A 20,190-nucleotide genomic window follows, 5' to 3' on the forward strand; every position below is an offset into this window, starting at 1 on the left:
TCCGATAGCATCTTGCCAGTTCACGAAGCGATAGCCCAGATCTCACGATCAAGGCTCGAACAACTCAAGGTCGCTGTGCCCGATCACTCCGCCGGCGCCACTCGCAGCGTCGGTCTGCGGGCGCTGAGCCGGTCGAGATAGAGATAGACGACCGGCGTGGTGTAGAGCGTCAAGAGCTGCGAGACGATGAGGCCGCCGACGATCGCGATGCCGAGCGGTTGCCTAAGCTCCGCCCCGGTGCCGGTCTCCAGCGCCAGCGGCAAGGCGCCCAGCAAAGCCGCGAAGGTCGTCATCATGATCGGCCGGAAGCGCTGGAGGCTCGCCTTGTGAATGGCTTCGCGCGCGGCCAGCCCTTCCTGGCGCTCGGCCTGCAAGGCCATGTCGATCATCATGATGGCGTTCTTCTTGACGATGCCGATCAAGAGAATGATGCCGATCAGCGAGATCACGTCGAATTCCATGCCGGTGACGATGAGCGCGAGCAGCGCGCCGATGCCGGCCGAAGGCAGCGTCGACAGGATGGTGATCGGGTGCACGTAGCTTTCGTAGAGCACGCCGAGCACGACATAGATCGTGGCGAGCGCGGCAGCGATCAGCAGAAGCTCGTTGAGCAGGTTGGAGCGGAAGGCGAGCGCCGTGCCGGCAAGCGAGCCGTGGATCGACACCGGCATTTTGAGCTCCGCCATGGCGCGGTCGATTGCACCCGAGGCGTCGCCGAGCGTGGCGCCATCGGCAAGGTTGAACGAGATCGTCGTCGCGACGAAGTGGCCCTGGTGATTGACCGAAAGCGGCGTGATCGCCGGACCGTAGGTGCTGAAGGCGGCGAGCGGCACCATGGTCTCGGCCGCTGTGCTGACGGCGGCGCCGCTCGAGGCGCTGCCGTGGCCGGTCACGGCGATCGCATTGGTCGCCTGGTTCTGCAGCGAGCCAGACAGGCTGCCGGCCAGCGCGTTGGTGTTTTGCGTGCCGCTCGCCGCCGCGCCCGAGGTGCTGACATAGATGCCGTTGAGTGCGCTCGGGTCCTGGAGGTAACGCGGCGCCACCTCCATTACGACATGGTACTGGTTGCGGGCGTTGAAGATGGTCGACACCTGGCGCTGGCCGAAGGCGTCGTAAAGCGTGTTGTCGATGCTCGCCGGCGTCAGGCCGAGCCGGGCCGCGCTCTCGCGGTCGACGGTGATGTTGGTTTCGAGCCCGGCCTCGTCGCGGTCCGAATTGACGTCGGTTAGCTCCGGCGCCTGTTTCAGCAATTCGACCAGTTTCGGCGCCCATTCGTCGAGGTCCGCGGTCGTATCGGCCTGCAGCGTGTATTGATAGGTTGCGAGGCTCTGGCGGCCGCCGACCCTGATCTCCTGGCGCGGGTTGAGGAAGAGCTGCGCGCCGGGCAATTGCCTGAGCTGCGCGCGTAGCCGCCCCAGCACCGCCTGCAGCGGCGCGCGATCACCCTTCGGCTTCAGGTTGACATAGACGAAGCCCGAATTGGTCTGGCGGCCGCCGATGTAGCCGACGACGTTTGCCACCGCCGGGTCGCTCTTCAGGATCGCCTCCAGCCGCTCGAACTTCTGCCGCATGAGCTGGAAGGAAATGGCCTGGTCGGCGCGCAGGCCGCCGATCAGCTCACCCGTGTCCTGCTGCGGGAAGAAGCCCTTAGGCACGATCGTGTAGAGGTAGACATTGAGCGCGACGGCGGCGATCAGGATGATCAGCATCACCTCGGCATTGTCGAGCGACCAGGCAAGCGAGCGGCCGTAGCCGGCGCGGACGCGCTCGAAGACGCTTTCGCCGAAGCGGGCGAGGATGGAACGGCGCTCCGACCGGACTGCACCCGCGCGCAAAAAATGCGCGCACATCATGGGCGTCACCGTCAGTGACAGCACCAGCGAAATGGCGATCGCCAGCGACAAGGTCATGGCGAATTCCTGGAACAGGCGGCCGAGTATGCCGCCCATCAACAGGATCGGCAGGAACACGGCGACGAGAGAAGCGCTCATCGACAGAACGGTGAAGCCGACCTCCTGAGCGCCGACGAGCGCCGCCCGGCCGCGCGGCATGCCGTCCTCGATGTGGCGCATGATGTTTTCCAGCACCACAATGGCGTCGTCGACGACGAAGCCGGTGGCGATGGTGAGCGCCATCAAGGACAGATTGTCGAGCGTGTAGCCGAGCAGATACATTGCCCCGAAGGTGCCGAGGATCGAGACGACCAGCGCCACGCTCGGGATCAGCGCCGCGCGCCAGTCGCGCAAAAAGCAGAACACCACGAAAACGACCAGCAGCACCGCGAGCACCAGCGTCAGCTCGGTGTCGTGCAGCGAGCCGCGGATGGTGAGGCTGCTGTCGGACGCGATGCTGAGGCGCGCATCCGCCGGCACCGAAGCCTGCAGCGTCGGGATCAGCGCGCGCACGCGGTCGACCGTGTCGATGATGTTGGCGTTGGGCTCGCGATAGAGCACCAAAAGCACGGCCGGCACGCCATTGGCGAGACCGAGATTGCGCACGTCCTCGACCGAGTCCTCGACATCGGCGATGTCGCGCAACCGCACCGCCGCACTGTTGCGCCAGGCGATCACCAGGTCGCGATAGTCGGCGGCATGGCTCGCCTGGTCGTTGGTGTAGAGCTGGTAGCGCAGCGCGCCGTCTTCCTCGAAACCCTTCGGACTGCGGGCATTGGCCGAGGCAAGTGCCGCACGCACGTCCTCCAGGCCGATGCCGTAGTGGAACAGCGCGCCTGGATTGAGCTCCACACGAACGGCGGGCAGCGACGAGCCGCCGAGATCGACATTGCCGACGCCCTCGACCTGGGACAGGCGCTGCTGCAGCACGGTCGCGGCGGCATCGTAGAGCTGGCCGGAGGTCAGCGTTCGTGAGGTCAGCGCCAGGATCATCACCGGCGCATCGGCGGGATTGTATTTGCGGTAGGTCGGGTTGCTGCGCAGGTCGGACGGCAGGTCGGCGCGCGCGGCGTTGATGGCGGCTTGAACGTCCCGCGCCGCGCCGTTGATATCGCGATCAAGGTCGAATTGCAGCACCACATTGGTCGAGCCGGTGCCTGAGCGCGAGGTCATCTCGGAAACGCCGGCGATCTGGCCGAGATGGCGTTCGAGCGGCGCCGCGACATCGGTCGACATCGTGTCGGGGCTGGCGCCCGGCATCGAGGCCTGCACCGAGATGGTCGGGAAATCGACCTTGGGCAGCGGCGCGACGGGAAGATTGACGTATGCGATCAGGCCCGCCGCCGCCAATCCGATGGCCAGCAGCGTGGTGGCGACCGGCCTGGCGATGAAGGGCGCGGAGAGGTTCACGGCGTAAGCCCGCCGGCCGGCGCTCTCGCTTCACGCGCCCCGGACCGCGTCAGTCCATCGAAGGCAAGGTAGATCACCGGCGTTGTGAAAAGCGTCAGCACCTGGCTGACGATCAGCCCGCCAACGATGGTGATGCCGAGCGGCTGGTGCAATTCCGAGCCGGCAAGACCGCCGAGCAGGAGCGGGAGCGCCCCGAACAGCGCGGCCATCGTCGTCATCAGGATCGGCCGCAACCGCAGCAAGCAGGCTTCGTAGATCGCCTCGCGCGGGTCCAGCCCCTGCAGGCGCTCGGCCTGCAGGGCGAAGTCGATCATCATGATGGCGTTCTTCTTGACGATGCCGACCAAGAGCACGATGCCGATGATGCCGATCACGTCGAGATCGTGGCCAGCGAGCATCAGCGCCATCAGCGCGCCCACGGTTGCCGAGGGCAGCGTCGAGAGGATCGTCAGCGGGTGGATGAAGCTCTCATAGAGCACGCCAAGCACGACATAGACGGTGGCGACTGCCGCGAGCACCAGCAGCAGCTCGTTGGACAGCGAGCTTTGCAAGGCAAGCGCGGCGCCCTGGAAGCCGGTGACCAGGCCGGCGGGCGGCTGCATGTCATGTTCCGCATTGGTGATCGCCGCGGTGGCGTCGCCGAGCGAGATGCCGGGCGCGAGATTGAAGGAGATGGTCGCGGCCGGGAACTGGGCAAGGTGGTTCACCAGCAGCGGCGCCTGCCGGACAGCGATGTTGGCGATCGCCGACAGCGGCACTTGCCCGGAACCGGAGGACGGCAGGTAGATCGAGCCGAGCGAAGCCGGCGTCTGGCCGACCGAGGGATCGGCTTCAAGGATGACGCGATATTCGTTCGACTGGGTGAAGATGGTCGAGATGATGCGCTGGCCGAAGGCGTCGTAGAGCGCGTTGTCGACGGTCGCGGGGGTGATGCCGAAGCGTGCCGCCGTCGCGCGGTCGATGGTGACGTCGACGGCTAGCCCGCTCTGCTGGCTGTCGCTGGCAACATCGGCGAGTTCCGGCAGCGCCGCCAGCCTGTCGGTGAGCTTCGATGTCCACGTCGCCAGCTCCACCGGATCGGAATCCTGCAGCACATACTGATATTGCGATGGGCTCGTCGTCGAATCGACGGTGAGGTCCTGCACTGGCTGCATATGCAGCGCGATGCCGGTCACGGCGGCGGTCTGCCGAGCGAGCCGCCGGATGATCGCGCTGGCATCGGCCTCGCGCTCGTCGCGCGGCTTCCGATTGATCAGCATGTGGCCGCTGTTGGCGGTCATGTTCTGGCCGTCGACGCCGATGAAGGACGACAGGCTCGCGACATCCGGGTCCTTCAGGATGACATCGGCGAGCGCCTGCTGGTGCGCTGCCATGTCGGCATAGGAGGCCGAGCCCGCGGCCTCGGTGACCGCCGCAATCGCGCCGGTGTCCTGAACCGGGAAGAAGCCTTTCGGGATGACGACGTAGAGATAGACGGTGAGCGCAAGCGTGGCTGCGGCGACCAGCAGCGTCAGCGCCTGACGGTCGAGCACCCAGCGCAAGGCGGCGGCATAGCCATTCGCGACAGCGTCAAAGGCGGCCTCGGCGCCGCGCGCCAGCGCGCCCTGCCTGCGCCCGGACGGCGGCTTGAGGAGCCTGGCGCACATCATCGGCACCAGCGTCAGCGAGACGATGGCCGAAATGACGATGGCGATCGCAAGTGTGATGGCGAATTCGTGAAACAGGCGGCCGACGACGTCGCCCATGAACAGAAGCGGGATCAGCACCGCGACCAGCGAGACGGTGAGCGAGATGATGGTGAAGCCGATCTGGGCCGAGCCTTCGAGCGCGGCGGTGACCGGATCGTCGCCATGCTCGATGAAGCGTGAGATGTTTTCGATCATGACGATGGCGTCGTCGATGACGAAGCCGGAGGCGATGGTCAGCGCCATCAGCGACAGATTGTCGAGGCTGAACCCCCACAGATACATCACCGCGAACGTGCCGATCAGCGACAGCGGCACCGACAGGCTCGGAATGATCGTCGCCGGAATGTTGCGCAGGAACAGGAAGGTGACGAGCACGACCAGAAGCGCCGCCGTCGCCAGCTCGAACTCGACGTCATGGACTGAAGCACGGATGGTGGTCGTGCGGTCGGTCAGCGGCTCGACAGCGATCGCCGCCGGCAAGCCGGCGCGAAGCTGCGGCAGCAGCAGCTTCACCGAGTCGACGACGCGGATGACATTGGCGCCGGGCTGGCGCTGGATGTTGAGCAGGATCGCCGGCGAGCGGTTTTCCCAAGCGCCCAGCTTCGAGTTCTCCGGCCCCTCTATGATATCGGCGACCTCGCCCAGCCTGACCGGCGCGCCGTTGCGGTAAGCGACGACCATGTCGGCATAGGTTTTGGGGTCGCTGATCTGGTCGTTGGCGTTGATGGTGTACGAGCGGGCCGGCCCGTCGAAGCTGCCTTTCGGCGTGTTGACGTTGAGCGTGCCGATGGTGGTGCGCAGATCGTCGATGTTGAGCCCCATGGCGGCCACCGCCTTGAGCTTGACGCGGATGCGCACGGCCGGCCGCTCGCCGCCGGAGATGCTGACCAGCCCGACGCCCGGAAGCTGCGAGATCTTTTGCGCCAGCCGCGTCTCGGCATAGTTCTCGACTTCGGTCAGCGGCAGCGTCTTCGAGGTGATCGCGAGCGTCAGGATCGGCGCGTCGGCCGGGTTCACCTTGGCGTAGATCGGCGGCGCCGGCAGGTCGGCGGGCAAGAGATTGCCGGCCGCGTTGATCGCCGCCTGCACCTCCTGCTCGGCAATGTCCAGGCTGAGGTCGAGGCTGAAGCGCAGCGTGATGACCGAGGCGCCGGCCGAGCTTCCAGACGACATCTGCTCCAGCCCCGGCATCTGGCCGAACTGGCGCTCCAGCGGCGCCGTGACTGAAGTCGTCATCACCTCCGGGCTGGCGCCGGGGTAGAAGGTCTGCACCTGGATTGTCGGATAGTCGACCTCGGGCAGCGCCGAGAGCGGCAGGAAGAGATAGGCAATCATGCCGACCACCAGGATGGTCGCCATAATCAGCGTGGTCGCCACCGGCCGCAGGATAAACGGCCGCGACGGGTTAAGCCACCCGGAGACGAGACCGCTGGGCGTGCTCATTGGCCTTCGCCGCTGTCGCCGCCATTTCCGCTGCTGCCGCTATTACCGTTGCTGTCGCGACGATGGTGGCGGTGATGCTTGCGGCCGGCATCGCCGGATGCGTCCGTGCCCTCGCCTGCCGAGCCTCGGCCCTGGCCGCTCGACATCGCGGGCGCGTTGCCGCGATTGACGGCAGACGTATTGCTGGTGGCGGCGGCCGGCGCACCGGCGGCCGGGCTGCCCGTACCAGCCGCTTGTGGTTGCGCGGGAGACCCAGCGCCGGCGGTCGGCGCAGCGCTGTTGTCAGGCACCGTCACCTTGGCGCCGTCCTTCAGCCGGTCCACGCCATCGACGACCACCTTGGCGCCCGGCGAAAGGCCCGACAGCAATTGCGTGACCGAGGCGTCGCCCGGGCCAAGGGAAACGGTCTTCACCGAGACGGTGCTGTCGTCGTTGAGCTGATAGACGAAAGTGCCTGGAGCGCCGTGCTGGATGGCGGCGTTGGGCAGCACCGTCACACCGGTCAGCGTGCGCACCAGGAGGTGCACGTTGACGAACTGGTTGGGATAAAGCGCGCCGTTGGCGTTAGGGAACACAGCGCGCAGCTTCACCGTGCCGGTGGTCGGATCGATCTGGTTGTCGATCGTCTGCAGCGTGCCTTCGGCGATCTGCTTGGTGTCGTTGCGGTCGAACAAGCCAGCCTTGAGCCCGGCATTGCCATGCGTCTGTTCCAGCACCTCGGCGAGGCTGTCCTCGGGCAGCGAGAACAGCACCGAAATCGGCTGCATCTCGGTGATCACCGCGATGCCGGTGCTGTCGGAAGGCGTGACGTAATTGCCCTGGTCGACGAGGCGCAGGCCGATGCGGCCGTCGGCGGGCGCCGTGACGTGACTGTTGGCGATATTGACCTGGACGGCCTCGATCTGCGCCTGGTCGGACATGACCGTGCCCTCGTCGGATTGCACCGTCGCGCGCTGCAAATCCACTGCCTGCTGCGTGATGGCGTTGGAGGTCAGCTTCAGATCGCGGTCGAGGTCGAGCCTGGCATCGGTCAGCAGCGCCTGGTCGTGCTTCAATTGGCCCTGCAGCTGATGCAGCGAGGCTTGGAGAGTGCGGTCGTCGACCTGGGCAAGAAAATCGCCCTTCTTCACCATCTCCCCTTCGGTGAAGCCGATCGCGGTGATCTGCCCGCTGACCTGCGGGCGCACCGTCACCGTCGACAGCGAGGTTACCGTGCCGAGCGCCTCCAGCGTGATCGGGATGTCGGCCTGCGTCACCGAGGCGACGGCGACCGGCTGCGCGCCGAGATCGCCGCCCCGGAAGCGCCCGCCACCGCGCGCGCTTTGCTGCTGCACCGGTGCTGGATGGAGCCAGAAGGCGACTCCTGCGCCAGCCGCCACCAGCAGCAGCGCGATAATCCAGCCGCGGCGCCGGCGCCGCACGACCACCGGCTTCAAGTCTGTCATCGGCTCACGGAGCGGCTGTAGCCGGCTGGCGACTTCGTCGTCCACTTTGTCACCTATCCATCGAACCACGTCCTGGCCAGAGTCACGGGCCCAAGAGCAATCAGGCCGGGAACATAACGCCGGAAACGGGCCGCGCAATTGCGCATGACATTAAATTCCCGTAAGAAATTGAATGGGTTAGGTCGAAGACCACACTCAAAATGCATGCCCGGGCGGGCTGTTCGGGGACGCGCCCCCATCGCGTGGGAGTGACCGACCGCGGCGCGCCGGCCAATGATGACAAGGCGTTAAGGGGTGAATCCGGCCCGTGCGATGGACCGCCTTTTGACGGTCGGGCGCCGTTCCAGTCCCGGCGCAACCGCAGCCTCCGAGCGCGACCCCACTCCATCCCGCTCGCAAAGATGTGAACGCGGCCACGTGCGAAGCTGCCCTATTCCTCAGCTTTATCGGCAGCGGGCCGGATCGCGATCGAAGAGGGAAGCCATGACCTTTGCCCGGCTGCTCGCCTTGCCCCTGCTCAGCCTGTTGGCGCTCGGCCACGCGACCGCGCAAAGTCCGGACGGAGCTACCTCGCATGACGCGCAGGTCGAGGATTTGAAAGTCTTCCGTCGCGACTTCCTCGACGTCGACCGGTCCTATTCGCAAGCCGCCCGCGCGGAAGCGGAACTTCGCCTGCAGGCCTTGGACGCAGCGGCGGGCTCGATCGATGCGGCGATGTTCACCGTCCACCTCTGCCAGGTCGCAGCGCTGGCCGACGATGGGCACACGACCTGCAAGCTGCCGCGCGCCAACGGCGTGGCAGTGTCGTTGCTGCCGATCGGCGGCGCCTTCTACGTCATAGCGGCCAGTCCCCAAAACGGCGATCTGCTGGGCAGCCGACTCGCCGGCATCGACGGCCATCCGGCTGCCGAAGTCTCCTCGGCGCTGCGCAGCCTGCATGGCGGTGTGGCGGCATGGCGCGACATCGAGGCGACCGACGCGATCGTCCGGCCCGACCTGCTGCATGCGCTCGGGCTCGCCAATGCCACCGGCGACGCGATCTTTCGTTTCCAGAGGCCCGACGGCCGCGTCATCGACCGCAAGCTCGCCCCGGAGCCGCAGCGCCGCGACTGGGTGAAGATATTTCCCAAGGGCCGCGCGCCCTGGCCGCTGCAGGATCAGGAACAGCCTTTCCGCTGGCGCGATGCGCCCGAACTCGATGGCGTCGTCGCCCAAATCAGTCGCAACGTCGACGGCAAGACCGGGAAGATCGCCGATTTCCTGGCTGAGGTCGAAGCCGCCCGGGTCCGCCTCGGCCGCAAGAACCTCGTCCTCGATATGCGCTTCAACACCGGCGGCAACTTGATGCTGACCCGCGATGTCCTCAGCTCCTGGCCGTCCCGTGTCAGCCCGCCGGGACGGCTGTTCGTTCTGGAAAGCCCGATTACCTTTTCGGCGGGAATTGTCGACGTCGCCTATCTCAAGCAGGCGGGCGGCGACAGGGTCACGCTGGTCGGCGAAGCGCCCGGCGACCGCATGATGTTCTTCGCCGACCAGCAGCAGGTGACGCTGCCGCATTCGGGCCTCGTGCTGCAGTCCGCGACGCAGCGCTATGACCTTCAAAACGGCTGCAAGGCCTACACCGACTGTTTCGTCGGCATGGCGCAACCGAGTTCCGCAACGGGCACGACGCCCGTGCTTGTCGCCACCATCGACAAAGGGAAGGGCCGCAAGCCGGTTGCGCTCAAGACGCTGGAGCCCGACATTGCCGCGCCATGGTCGATCGACGATCTGCTCAAGGGTCGCGACCCCGGAATGGCGGCCGTCCAGGCAGCGTTGGCGCGACGGCAGGAGTAGGACTGTTCCGTCCCGGAGGACACGCTTTTATCACTGGCGCCAGGCGCGGGTTGGGACTTGCCCTTCGCGCAGGCGCTTGCCGGCGCCGGCGCGCGCGTCACGCTCGGCCTCGTCGGTAGGGGCTCCTTCCTGGTAAGCACGTTTATCCGGCTACAGCCAAGGGAACCGACGCTTCCTTTCGCTGTTTCACAAGAGAAGGGAAATTGCCGCTTCCAGGAGATGATGAATGAAACGGCTTCTTCTCGCTTCAGCCATTGTGGCCATGTCCGCCGGTCTTGCTATGGCGCAATCCAGCAGCACCACCAGCGGATCGTCCACGACCACGACGACCACGACAACGACACCCAGCACACAGGGCACCGACTCGACCACCACGGGCGCGACCAATTCGGCAAAGGACTGCGCGCCTGGCCAGCAGACGGGCAGCGCGAAGCAGGCAGCTCCCGGACAGCAGGATACCGATGCGAAAACGGCCGCGCCCGGCCAGATGAAAAAGACCACCGAAGGGTGCTAGCCAAGGCCAGCCCGTCCCAGATTGCCAGGGGCGGGCATTTCCTTTCATGGACGGCTCAACTTCGTCTGGTCTGAGCGGCAGCGGCTCGATCAGACGTGGGTGGTCGTGCGGCGGCTGGGGCGCGTGTAGCGCTTCAGGCGGTTGCCCGAAAATCGTCAACGATGATGCCAGCGGCCGCGACCTCCGCCTCGTGGCCCGGCTCGCGCGATATCTCGGCGAGGCCGGCCGCATACCATTCGCGCATGGCAGGGAGATCGAGCAACCGCTTGGGATAAGCAGCGGCGGCGCCCTCGAAAGCCAGTCCATAGGACTGGGCCCGGAAAGCTACCGGGGCGAAGAAAGCATCGATGGCACTGAAGCGGTCACCGGCCAGGAACGGGCCGCCGAAACGCGCAAGGCCGTCGTTCCACAAGTCGCCCATACGGAAAATGTCGTGCTTCAGCGCATCGGACATCGGTGCCAGTTCGACGCGCACGCCACAGCTCATAGGGCAGTCATTGCGCAGCGCCGTAAAGCTCGAATGCATTTCGGCGGCGGCCGAACGCGCCCAGGCGCGCGCTTTCGCATCGGCCGGCCAGACGCCCTGATGTCGCTCTGCCAGATATTCGACGATCGAGAGCGAATCCCAGACCGCCCAGCCGTCGTCGACCAGGCAAGGCACGCGGCCATTCGGCGAGAATTGCCGGTAGAGGTTGAAACTCGGTCCGGTCGGGAACGGCGTCAGCCGCTCCTCGAACGGGATGTCGAGAGTGCGCATGAGCACCCAGGGCCGTAGCGACCAGGATGAATAGTTCTTGTTGCCAATGTGCAGCAGATACATCGGATCGGCACCTTCCCTGGAATTTCCTAGCGTGCCGCCGTTGTCGGCTGGCGGACCTCTCGGCCCCTGAACATCGACCAGCTATACATGGCCAGCGCAGTCCAGATCAGGGCGAAAGCTATGGCCTGCGTGGTGCCGAACGGCTCATCGAAGATCAGCACGGCGATCAGGAACACCATGGTCGGCGCGATATATTGCATGATGCCGATGGTGGAGAGGCGCAAAAGCCTGGCGCCGAAGGCAAAGAGCAGCAGCGGCACCGCGGTCACCGGCCCGCAGCCGATCAGCAGCGCGGTGTCGGCGCCGGTGCTGGATATGAAATGGTCCTGTCCCGTGGCGATCAAATAGGCGATGTAGCAAAGCGCCGGCACCGACAGCAAAAGCACTTCGAGCAGAAAGCCCTGGCTCGGGCCGATCGGCAGCGTCTTGCGGAAAAAGCCGTAGGCGGCGAAGGAGAAGGCGAGCGCCAGCGATACCCAGGGCAATTTGCCGGCCTCGACGGTGAGCACGGTCACCGCAATGGCGGCCAGCGCCACCGCCGCGATCTGCAGCCGGTCGAGCTTCTCGCTGAGCAGCAAGGCGCCGACGACTACGTTGACCAGAGGATTGATGTAGTAGCCGAGCGCGGTCTCGACGGTGCGGTCGACCGCGATCGCCCAGACATAGATGCCCCAGTTGATCGAGATCAGCACCGCCGTCAGCGCCGCCATGCCAAGGCTTTTCGGCGAACGGATCGCCGCCTTGAAGTCGGCGGTGCGGCCGGCCCAGATCAGCACAGCAGCGGCGATCGGCACCGACCAGACGATCCGGTGCGAGATCACCTCGATCAGCGGCAGATGCGCCACCGCTTTCATGTAGAAGGGCAGAAGCCCCCAGAGGAAATAGGCGCCGAGCGCCAAAAGAAAGCCGCGGCGAGCCTTGGCGTCTTGATCGAGATCGGCTGTTGCGGTGACCATGGCCCAACGCTATGGCCCAGCGGATCGTCCAAGACCATCGCAAAATACTGATGGATCAATGGACTTTTGATGATGGTTCAACCTACTCCGCCGCCACCAGTCCCGCCATCTCGCGGTTCTTCATCAACTTGTAGATGATCGAATCCATCAGCGCCTGGAAGGAGGCGTCGATGATGTTTTCCGACACGCCGACCGTCCACCAGCGGGCCCCGGTGGAATCGTGCGATTCGATCAGCACTCGGGTGATGGCTTCGGTGCCGCCGTTGAGGATGCGCACCTTGAAGTCGGCAAGCTCGAGGTCGACGATCTCGTTCTGATACTTGCCCAGATCCTTGCGCAGCGCGATGTCGAGCGCGTTGACCGGACCGTGGCCCTCGGCCACCGACATCTTCTCCTCGCCGTCGACCATCACCTTCACGATCGCCTCGGAGACGGTCTTCAGATTGCCGTTGGCGTCGAAGCGGCGCTCGACCATGCAGCGGAACGAAGTAACGTTGAAAAACTCGGGCAGGCCGTGCAGCATCTTGCGGGCCAAGAGCTCGAAGGAGGCGTCGGCGCCTTCATAGGCGTAGCCTTCGGCCTCGCGCTCCTTGACGACGGCGATCAGCGCGTCGAGCCGGCTGTCGTCCTTCGGGACGTCGATGCCGCGCCGCTTCAATTCGGCGAGGAAATTGGCCTTGCCGCCCTGGTCGGAGACCATGACGCGGCGGCGGTTGCCGACGGCTTCCGGCGGCACATGCTCGTAAGTCGCCGGCTCCTTGGCCAGCGCCGAGGCATGGATGCCGGCCTTGGTGGCGAAGGCGGATGAGCCAACATAGGGCGCCTGCGCCTCCGGAGCGCGGTTGAGCAATTCGTCGAAGGCGCGGGAGAGCCGCGAAATGCCGGTCAGTGCTTCGGCCGAAATGCCTGTCTCGAAGCGGTCGGCGAAGGCCGGCTTCAACGCCAGCGTCGGCACGATGGAGATCAGATTGGCGTTGCCGCAGCGCTCGCCAATGCCGTTCAGCGTGCCCTGGATCTGGCGCACGCCGGCCTCGACGGCTGCCAGCGAATTAGCAACTGCCTGGCCGGTGTCGTCATGGGCGTGGATGCCGAGATGGTCGCCCGGAATACCGCCCGCGATCACCTTCTCGACGATGACCCGCACTTCCGAAGGCTGCGCGCCGCCATTGGTGTCGCACAGCACCACCCAGCGCGCCCCGGCATCATAGGCGGTCTTGGCGCAGGCCAGCGCGTAAGCGGGATTAGCCTTGAAGCCGTCGAAGAAATGTTCGCAGTCGACCATCGCCTCCTTGCCGGACGCGACCGCCGTCTCGACCGAGATTTTTATCGACTCAAGGTTCTCCTCGTTGGTGCAGCCCAGCGCCACGCGCACGTGATAATCCCAGCTCTTGGCGACGAAGCACACGGCGTCGGATTTCGACTGCACCAGCGCCGCCAGCCCCGGATCGTTGGACGCCGAGATCCCTGCCCGCTTGGTCATGCCGAAGGCGACGAATTTCGCGCTTTCCGTGCGCTTCTGCTGGAAGAAGGCGGTATCGGTCGGATTGGCGCCGGGATAGCCGCCCTCGACATAGTCGATGCCAAACCCGTCGAGCAGCTTGGCGATCGCGATCTTGTCCTCAACGGAAAAGTCGATGCCCGGCGTCTGCTGGCCGTCGCGCAGCGTGGTGTCGAAGAGGTAAAGGCGTTGTTTTGTCATGGTCGTAACTCGAAAAGCCGCGATCCTTCGCGCCCCGGCCGTAGAGCGCGAGCGTACATCATTACTTCCCCGCAAACTTGTCCGTCGCCCGGATCAGCCGGTCCAGAATCCCCGGCTCCGAATAGGCGTGGCCGGCACCCTCGATCAGGTGGAAATCCGCCTTCGGCCAGGCCTTGTGCAAGGCCCAGGCATAGCGCGCCGGGCACGGCATGTCGTAGCGGCCGTGGACGATGGTGCCGGGGATGTCCTTGAGCTTCCAGGCGTCGCGCAGCAGCTGTCCTTCTTCCAGCCAGCCGGCATGGACGAAATAGTGGTTCTCGATGCGGGCGAAGGCGACGGCATAGTCGTCCTGGCCGAAAGGCGCGCTGGTCTCGGGCTCGGGCAGCAGCGTGATCGTCTCGCCTTCCCACAGGCTCCACGCGCGCGCCGCCTCGACCTTCGCCTTATGGTCGGTACCCACCAGCCGCTTGCGGTAAGCGGCCATCATGTCGCCGCGCTCGGCCTCGGGGATCGGCGCCAGAAAACGCTCCCACTTGTCGGGAAACATCTCGGAGACGCCGAACTGATAGTACCATCCGAGCTCGGCGCGGGTGAGCGTATAGATGCCGCGCACGACGAGCTCGCTGACGCGCTCGGGATGCGTCTCGGAATAGGCGAGCGCCAGCGTCGAGCCCCACGAGCCGCCGAACACCAGCCATTTGTCGAAGCCCGCCATCTCGCGCAGGCGTTCGATGTCGGCGACAAGATCCCAGGTGGTGTTGGCCTCCAGCGAGGCGTTGGGCATGGATTTCCCGCAGCCGCGCTGGTCGAACAGGATGACGTCGTAGAGTTTCGGGTCGAACAGCCGCCGGTGTTTCGGCGAGATCGTGCCGCCAGGGCCGCCATGCAGGAACACGGCTGGCTTGGCGCCTTTGGTACCGCAGCGCTCCCAATAGATGGTGTGGCCGTCACCGACGTCGAGCATGCCTGTTTCGAACGGCTCGAGCTCGGGATAGAGCGTGCGCAAGGAGCTGCTGTGGATCGTCATAGTTTCAGTCCCTGCTGCGGCCAGTTGGCCGTCTCGTGGTCGGGATGCTGGAAGGAGATGATCTGCTCCTGCCGTCGATAGTAGTCGGGGTCCTCGTGGGCCGGCGCCTCGAAGATCTTCTCCACCCAGGGCAGACGCACCGCGTAGTTGACCTGGATCTGCGGCGCCAGATCCGAACGGTCGTCGAAGGCGCCGATGGCGATCTCCAGCCCGCCCGGCTGGCGGTAGGTCAGCGGCGTGCCGCAGCGGCGGCAGAAACCGCGGTCGATGTTGACCGAGGACTGGAAATAGCTCGGCTCCTCATGGGTCCATTCGACGCCGTCCTTCGGCACCGTCACCAGGGCACCGAAGAGATTGCCGAACTGTTTCTGGCACATGCGGCAATGGCAGATGGACGGGCGCCCGAGCTTGCCGTGGATGCGGAAGCGCACGGCGCCGCACTGGCAGCCGCCTGTTCGAACTTCATCGGTCATGGTTTTTCCTCCGGCGGCCATTTCTCGGTGTCGTGGTCGGGATGCTGATAGGAGACGAGATCGGCGAGATAAGGCGCGGACGAAACATCGCCCATCGTCTCCTCGGACGGCAGTTTCGCGATGCCGTGGACATAGGGAAGCTTCTCCTCGACGCCCCACTGGATGGTGGGCGCGATGCCGGTCGGGTCGTCGAAGGCGGCGATTGCCAGCGCCACGCCATCCGGCGCCTCGAAGGTCAGCGGCGTGCCGCATTCGGCGCAGAAGCCGCGCCATGCCGCGTTGGACGAACGGAAGCGCTTCGGCTCGCCGCGCGTCCAGTCGAGCCTGGCGCCGCGCACCGACACCAACGGCAGATAGAAATTGCCGCTCGCCTTCTGGCACATGCGGCAATGGCAGACCGAGGCATCGCCCAGCGCGCCCTCGACGCGGAAACGCACGGCGCCGCACTGGCAGCCGCCCGTATAGACCGGCCGGTTATCGAGGCTCATCGATCCCTCCCTTCGAGCTCACTCCGGGTCATGGCAGACCGCCTCGACATTGTTGCCGTCGGGATCGAAGACGAAGGCGCCGTAATAATTGGGGTGATAATGCGGACGCAGGCCCGGCCCGCCATTGTCCTTGCCGCCGGCCGCAAGAGCCGCGGCATGGAAGGCGTCGACCTCGGCGCGGCTGCGCGCGGTGAAGGCGACATGCTGATGGTCCTTCGGCTTCTCCTTGCCCGCGCTCAGCCAGAACACCGGCCGGTCGCGGCCATAGCCGCCGACCTTGGCGCCGCCGGTGTATTCCTCCGGCACCATATAGAGCAGCGAAGCGCCAAGCGGCGCCATCGCCTGGTCGTAGAAGGCCTTGGATTTTTCGAAATCGGAAACGCTGATGCCGAGATGATCGATCATGGAACGAGCTCCTGCGTTGCGGTCTCCGGCACTTCGGCGCCGGCCAGGCCGGCCGCAATGACGATGTGCTGGCAGACATTGTCGATATCGCGGATCACGTCGTGCTTCCAGAAGCGTAGGATGGTCCAGCCACTGGCGCTAAGATAGGTGCCTCGCGCTTCGTCGCGCCGCGAATGTTCGGCGTCGGCATGCTGGCTGCCGTCAACTTCCACGATCAGTCGATGGGACGAGCAAGCGAAGTCGACGATGTAAGGCCCTATGGGCACTTGCCGGCGAAAGCTCATTCCCATGAGGCGATGAGCACGCAACTCGTTCCAAAGCTTCAGTTCTGCATCGGTCATGACCCGACGCATCGATTTCGCATTGTTGCGCTGACGCTGTGGAACGAGGTCGTGTCCCATGGCTACGCGACCCTATGTTGGAGATTGGCGAAACCGAATGCGGCGGCCAATCTCCCCCCTTGCGGGGGAGATGTCCGGCAGGACAGAGGGGGGTGCTGTCCCGCCGACGTGGCAACGAGAGAGTGCTGCCCTCCTAGGAAACAGCGATTGTGTGAGCGGGAACGCTCGAACCCTGGAGTTCCTTCGCACCCCCCTCTGTCCTGCCGGACATCTCCCCCGCAAGGGGGGAGATTGGACGTCACCGGCGCTTTCGCCAGCCTTGCAACGATGTGCAGCGCCACCCTCACCGCTTGATCTCCCAGGTCGTCACGCGCTGGTTTGTGACCGGATCCTTGCCGTCCTTGAGCTGAACGCCTTCCGCCAGCAGCTCGTCGCGGATGCGGTCGGCCTCACCCCAGTTCTTGTCGGCGATGAACCTCAGGCGCCTGGCGATCGCCTCAGCGATAGCGGTTTCGTCCACCTTCGCTGCGCCGACGTCGAAGCCGAGGAAGGCAAGCGCCGCTTTCAGCGAAGCCGCGGCGGCATTCTCGCCGGCGCCAGCGAACTCCACCGCCTCGCCGGCAAGCTGCGTCAGCCGCTGGAAGGCGGCGTAGGTGGCGAGGTCGTCGGACAGCGCCTCCACCACGCCTGCCGGCAGGTCCTTCGCCGCCGCGGGCGCAAGGTCGGCCGCACGCTTCCATTTGCGCAGCGTGTTTTCCGCCTCCTCCAGCTTGCGTACGGAAAAGTCGATCGGCTCGCGGTAATGCGTCATCAGCATCGCCAGCCGCAGCACCTCGCCCGGCCATTTCCTGCCGCCGAAAGTCTCGGTCTCCAAGAGCTCATGGATCGAATAGAAATTGCCGAGGCTCTTCGACATTTTCTGGCCCTCGACCTGAAGGAAGCCGTTGTGCATCCACACATTGGCCATGACCTTGGTGCCGTGGGCGCAGCGCGACTGGGCGATCTCATTCTCGTGGTGCGGGAAGATCAGGTCGAGGCCGCCGCCATGGATGTCGAAGACCGAGCCGAGATAGGCGGCCGACATGGCCGAGCATTCGATGTGCCAGCCCGGACGGCCCCTGCCCCACGGGCTTGCCCAGCCGGGCTCTTCCGGCGTCGAGAGTTTCCATAAGACGAAATCGCCGGGGTTCCTCTTGTGCGCGTCGACGGCGATGCGGGCGCCGGCCTGCTGCTCGTCGAGATTGCGCTTCGAAAGCTCGCCATAATCGGGCATCGAGGCGGTATCGAAGAGCACCTCGCCGCCGGCGACATAGGCGTGGCCGCGCTCGATCAGCTGCGCTATCAGCGACAGCATGTCGGCCTTGCCGTCGGCGCGGGGCGCGACGAACTCCGTCGCCCGCGGCTCATGGGTCGGCTCCAGGCAGCCGAGCGCGGCGACATCCTCGTGATACTGCTCGGCGGTCTCTTCGGTGACCTTCCGGATCGCGTCGTTCAGCGAAAGCTTCCCGGCTTCGATCTCGGCGCCGAAATCGCGCAGGGCGCGCGCATTTATCTTGTCGTCGACATCCGTGATGTTGCGCACATACGTGACGTGCTTTTCCCCATAGAGTTGGCGCAGCAAACGGAACAGCACGTCGAAGACGATCGCCGGCCGCGCGTTGCCGATATGGGCAAAGTCGTAGACGGTCGGGCCGCAAACATACATGCGCACGTTTTTCGGATCGATCGGAACGAAACGCTCCTTCGCCCGCGTCAGCGTGTTGTAGAGGCTGAAGCCCTTCGATGCGTCAGACATGCGTGCCCTTCCGATCCCTTATGTTGGACGGAGCCTCCGCGCGCGCGCGCAAATCGGGCTCCAGCCTGCTGGCCGGGGCGTTTGTCCAATCTAGGGGAAGATAAGGCGAAAACGTCCGGACCAGCGCGAGGCTAGCCAATAATGCAAATGCCACAAATGGCGAAAGACGTTTTCATGGCCGGCTTTATCGCGCCCGCAGGTGTTGCCGTCAAGTCGCTCAACTCGGGAAAGCTGTCGTTCCATCACAGGTAAAAACGGGTCGAAACATTTTATTAAGCATCTCGGCACAGTGATGAAACATTATCGGACTAGACCGCCAAAGGTCACGATTTGGTCCGAATCGACCACCAGACGCAGACACGAAAACGTTACCAGGGAAGAGACCCAATGCCACGAAGTAAGCAGGAACAAAGCCGACCGGCGCAACAGCCGCTCGCCAGCCACTACCGCGCGATCGGTCCTGCGGCAATCGTCGCAGCCCTTCTTCACACGGCGAAGAAGAAGAAGCCGGCGCAGAAGATCATCTCGCCGCGCGCCGCCTGAAACGGCACGACCGGCGTAGTCTCCCACGATGGGAACGCCGGCGTTGAGGCTGCCGAAGCGCACCCCGGAAAAGGGGCCGACGCCAAGCGCGAGCCTCGCTAAAACAGGGTCATCTGGCTTTCGTCCGCGCCGGGTTTGTGGCGACTGACCTTGTCGGGCTGCGGCCCGACCATGCCCCGCTCCTGAATCTCCGGCCCGGTGTTGGCGACCTTGTTGACGAGGTCGGATATCGGAATCGCCTCGAAGAAATCGGGCTCGGCGGGCTTGAGGAGGTCGAGCACGTCGCGCGGCTCCTGCGTGCGGCAATCCAGCCAGCGGGCGAAATCGCGTTCCTCGATCACCACCGGCATGCGGTCGTGGATATGGGCGATGCCTGTATTGGCCCGCGTGGTGAGGATCGCGCCGGTGTCCATCTCGGAGCCGCCCGGCTCGGCATAGGTCTCGATCAGGCCGGCGAAGGCGATCACCCCGCCCCGCCGCGGCCGGATCCAGTAGGGCTGGCCCTTGGCGCTGCCCGATTGCTGCCATTCATAAAAGCCGGAGGCCGGCACCAGGGCCCGGCGATGGCGCATGGCAGTCTTGAACGATGCCTTCTGCAGCACGCCTTCCGAGCGCGCGTTGAAGAGCAGCGGAAATTCCTTCGTATCCTTGACCCAAGTCGGGATCAGGCCCCAGCGCACCAGCATAGCCTGGCGGTCAGGCAGGTTGGAGCCTGGCGCTCTTGGCGGACCGGCGAGCGCCATCAGCACCGGCTGCGTCGGAGCGATATTGTAGCGGGCCGGAAACGCCTCCAGCTCCACCAGGCCCAGAATGGCGGCGGTCTGGTCCGGCGAGGCGGTCAAGGCAAAGCGTCCGCACATGGATCAAGGCTCTTCGAGATTGACGCATCAAAAAAAGTGGCGATGGAACCGCCGCGCCGCAACCGCTAATGCTCAGTACGGCCGGTCGGTCCACAACAGGCTGCGAGAGCATTCAACACGTCATGGAACCACGCAAGCTCATTCCCGCCGTCTCCGTCGCCATCGTACGCGGCAAGACGGTGCTGCTGGTCAAGCGGGCGCGCCCGCCTTCGCAGGGGCTCTACGCGTATCCCGGCGGCAAGGTCGAGCCGGGCGAGACGCTGGCGCAAGCCGCGGCGCGCGAGCTCAAGGAGGAAACCGGGCTCGAGGCTAAGGATTACCGCCCGCTGCGCGACATCCATATCGACGGCCGTGCCGAAAACCACGCGGTCGACTATCTGCTGACGGTGTTCGGCGCGGCCTATGTCGGCGGCGAGCCGGCAGCGAGCGACGACGCCGAGACGGCGGCGTTCTACACGCTGGCGGAAATGGCGGGGATGCCGCTGGCGGGCGACGTTTTTGAAGTTGCCGAGGAATTGCTCGGCCCTGCGCAAGCCGCCGAGCGGTGACCCCAGA

At 65.2% G+C, this 20,190-nt stretch carries 17 protein-coding genes; 4 read left to right on the forward strand and 13 right to left on the reverse strand.

Annotated elements, in window-relative coordinates; genetic code table 11:
• Positions 1-83: 83 nt before the first annotated feature.
• Genes CK220_RS17775 through CK220_RS17785 form a run of 3 tightly spaced genes read right to left on the reverse strand, consistent with a single transcriptional unit; the run spans position 84 to position 7,923 of the window.
• Positions 84-3,302 carry an efflux RND transporter permease subunit gene (locus tag CK220_RS17775; protein ID WP_095812769.1) on the reverse strand — a complete coding sequence of 1,073 codons (3,219 nt, stop codon included), beginning with the start codon at positions 3,300-3,302 and terminating at the stop codon, positions 84-86.
• A complete protein-coding gene (locus CK220_RS17780; RefSeq protein WP_095812770.1) occupies positions 3,299-6,433 on the reverse strand; it encodes a multidrug efflux RND transporter permease subunit in 3,135 nt (1,044 codons plus the stop codon). The genes CK220_RS17775 and CK220_RS17780 overlap by 4 nt, the downstream gene beginning before the upstream one ends.
• On the reverse strand, positions 6,430-7,923 hold the full coding sequence (locus CK220_RS17785) for an efflux RND transporter periplasmic adaptor subunit (protein ID WP_245429253.1): 1,494 nt from the start codon (positions 7,921-7,923) through the stop codon (positions 6,430-6,432). The genes CK220_RS17780 and CK220_RS17785 overlap by 4 nt, the downstream gene beginning before the upstream one ends.
• 438 nt (positions 7,924-8,361) lie before the next feature.
• On the opposite strand from CK220_RS17785, the gene CK220_RS17790 reads away from it, so the two are divergent.
• The gene (locus CK220_RS17790; RefSeq protein WP_095812771.1) at positions 8,362-9,714 is read left to right on the forward strand and encodes a hypothetical protein; all 1,353 of its coding nucleotides are present in this window, start codon (positions 8,362-8,364) and stop codon (positions 9,712-9,714) included.
• A gap of 226 nt (positions 9,715-9,940) precedes the next feature.
• Positions 9,941-10,228 (forward strand): hypothetical protein, encoded by a 288-nt coding sequence (locus CK220_RS31470; RefSeq protein ID WP_141245160.1) that lies wholly within the window; start codon positions 9,941-9,943, stop codon positions 10,226-10,228.
• Between the two features lie 133 nt (positions 10,229-10,361).
• On the opposite strand, the gene CK220_RS17800 is transcribed toward CK220_RS31470, so the two are convergent.
• The 9 genes from CK220_RS17800 to cysS all read right to left on the reverse strand — a co-directional run bounded on the left by CK220_RS17800 (position 10,362) and on the right by cysS (position 18,232).
• Complete coding sequence (locus CK220_RS17800; protein WP_095812773.1) at positions 10,362-11,048, reverse strand: glutathione S-transferase family protein; 687 nt, start codon at positions 11,046-11,048, stop codon at positions 10,362-10,364.
• A 26-nt stretch (positions 11,049-11,074) separates the two neighbouring features.
• Complete coding sequence (rarD, locus tag CK220_RS17805; RefSeq protein WP_095812774.1) at positions 11,075-12,004, reverse strand: EamA family transporter RarD; 930 nt, start codon at positions 12,002-12,004, stop codon at positions 11,075-11,077.
• Positions 12,005-12,086: 82 nt separating this feature from the next.
• Complete coding sequence (cimA, locus tag CK220_RS17810) at positions 12,087-13,703, reverse strand: citramalate synthase (RefSeq protein WP_095812775.1); 1,617 nt, start codon at positions 13,701-13,703, stop codon at positions 12,087-12,089.
• 61 nt (positions 13,704-13,764) lie between these two features.
• Positions 13,765-14,730 carry a prolyl aminopeptidase gene (gene pip, locus CK220_RS17815; protein ID WP_095812776.1) on the reverse strand — a complete coding sequence of 322 codons (966 nt, stop codon included), beginning with the start codon at positions 14,728-14,730 and terminating at the stop codon, positions 13,765-13,767.
• On the reverse strand, positions 14,727-15,203 hold the full coding sequence (locus CK220_RS17820; RefSeq protein WP_095812843.1) for a GFA family protein: 477 nt from the start codon (positions 15,201-15,203) through the stop codon (positions 14,727-14,729). Before CK220_RS17820 ends, pip begins: the two co-directional genes overlap by 4 nt.
• Entirely contained in the window at positions 15,200-15,691 is a 492-nt protein-coding gene (locus tag CK220_RS17825) for a GFA family protein (RefSeq protein WP_095812777.1), read from the reverse strand. The genes CK220_RS17820 and CK220_RS17825 overlap by 4 nt, the downstream gene beginning before the upstream one ends.
• 18 nt (positions 15,692-15,709) lie before the next feature.
• Complete coding sequence (locus CK220_RS17830; RefSeq protein ID WP_095777834.1) at positions 15,710-16,096, reverse strand: VOC family protein; 387 nt, start codon at positions 16,094-16,096, stop codon at positions 15,710-15,712.
• Positions 16,093-16,497, reverse strand: a complete 405-nt coding sequence (locus tag CK220_RS17835) for an endonuclease domain-containing protein (RefSeq protein WP_095812778.1) — start codon at positions 16,495-16,497, stop codon at positions 16,093-16,095. Before CK220_RS17835 ends, CK220_RS17830 begins: the two co-directional genes overlap by 4 nt.
• Before the next feature lie 283 nt (positions 16,498-16,780).
• Positions 16,781-18,232 (reverse strand): cysteine--tRNA ligase, encoded by a 1,452-nt coding sequence (gene cysS, locus CK220_RS17845; protein WP_095812780.1) that lies wholly within the window; start codon positions 18,230-18,232, stop codon positions 16,781-16,783.
• Positions 18,233-18,619: 387 nt separating this feature from the next.
• Between cysS and CK220_RS17850 the strand changes: the two genes are divergently transcribed.
• Entirely contained in the window at positions 18,620-18,775 is a 156-nt protein-coding gene (locus CK220_RS17850; protein ID WP_082953737.1) for a hypothetical protein, read from the forward strand.
• A gap of 98 nt (positions 18,776-18,873) precedes the next feature.
• Here CK220_RS17850 and CK220_RS17855 read toward each other — a convergent pair whose 3' ends face one another.
• On the reverse strand, positions 18,874-19,635 hold the full coding sequence (locus tag CK220_RS17855; RefSeq protein ID WP_095812781.1) for an SOS response-associated peptidase: 762 nt from the start codon (positions 19,633-19,635) through the stop codon (positions 18,874-18,876).
• A 122-nt stretch (positions 19,636-19,757) separates the two neighbouring features.
• Between CK220_RS17855 and CK220_RS17860 the strand changes: the two genes are divergently transcribed.
• Entirely contained in the window at positions 19,758-20,183 is a 426-nt protein-coding gene (locus CK220_RS17860) for an NUDIX hydrolase (protein ID WP_176479121.1), read from the forward strand.
• Positions 20,184-20,190 lie beyond the last annotated feature (7 nt).

Source organism: Mesorhizobium sp. WSM3860 (assembly GCF_002294995.1).
Taxonomy (GTDB): Bacteria; Pseudomonadota; Alphaproteobacteria; order Rhizobiales; family Rhizobiaceae; genus Mesorhizobium.

Coding starts and splice junctions, on each gene's coding strand:
- CK220_RS17780 (WP_095812770.1), bottom strand. CDS start 6,433: ATGAGCACGCCCAGCGGTCTCGTCTCCGGGTGGCTTAACCCGTCGCGG.
- CK220_RS17790 (WP_095812771.1), top strand. CDS start 8,362: ATGACCTTTGCCCGGCTGCTCGCCTTGCCCCTGCTCAGCCTGTTGGCG.
- CK220_RS31470 (WP_141245160.1), top strand. CDS start 9,941: ATGAAACGGCTTCTTCTCGCTTCAGCCATTGTGGCCATGTCCGCCGGT.
- CK220_RS17800 (WP_095812773.1), bottom strand. CDS start 11,048: ATGTATCTGCTGCACATTGGCAACAAGAACTATTCATCCTGGTCGCTA.
- rarD (WP_095812774.1), bottom strand. CDS start 12,004: ATGGTCACCGCAACAGCCGATCTCGATCAAGACGCCAAGGCTCGCCGC.
- cimA (WP_095812775.1), bottom strand. CDS start 13,703: ATGACAAAACAACGCCTTTACCTCTTCGACACCACGCTGCGCGACGGC.
- pip (WP_095812776.1), bottom strand. CDS start 14,730: ATGACGATCCACAGCAGCTCCTTGCGCACGCTCTATCCCGAGCTCGAG.
- CK220_RS17820 (WP_095812843.1), bottom strand. CDS start 15,203: ATGACCGATGAAGTTCGAACAGGCGGCTGCCAGTGCGGCGCCGTGCGC.
- CK220_RS17825 (WP_095812777.1), bottom strand. CDS start 15,691: ATGAGCCTCGATAACCGGCCGGTCTATACGGGCGGCTGCCAGTGCGGC.
- CK220_RS17830 (WP_095777834.1), bottom strand. CDS start 16,096: ATGATCGATCATCTCGGCATCAGCGTTTCCGATTTCGAAAAATCCAAG.
- CK220_RS17835 (WP_095812778.1), bottom strand. CDS start 16,497: ATGGGACACGACCTCGTTCCACAGCGTCAGCGCAACAATGCGAAATCG.
- cysS (WP_095812780.1), bottom strand. CDS start 18,232: ATGTCTGACGCATCGAAGGGCTTCAGCCTCTACAACACGCTGACGCGG.
- CK220_RS17850 (WP_082953737.1), top strand. CDS start 18,620: ATGCCACGAAGTAAGCAGGAACAAAGCCGACCGGCGCAACAGCCGCTC.
- CK220_RS17855 (WP_095812781.1), bottom strand. CDS start 19,635: ATGTGCGGACGCTTTGCCTTGACCGCCTCGCCGGACCAGACCGCCGCC.
- CK220_RS17860 (WP_176479121.1), top strand. CDS start 19,758: ATGGAACCACGCAAGCTCATTCCCGCCGTCTCCGTCGCCATCGTACGC.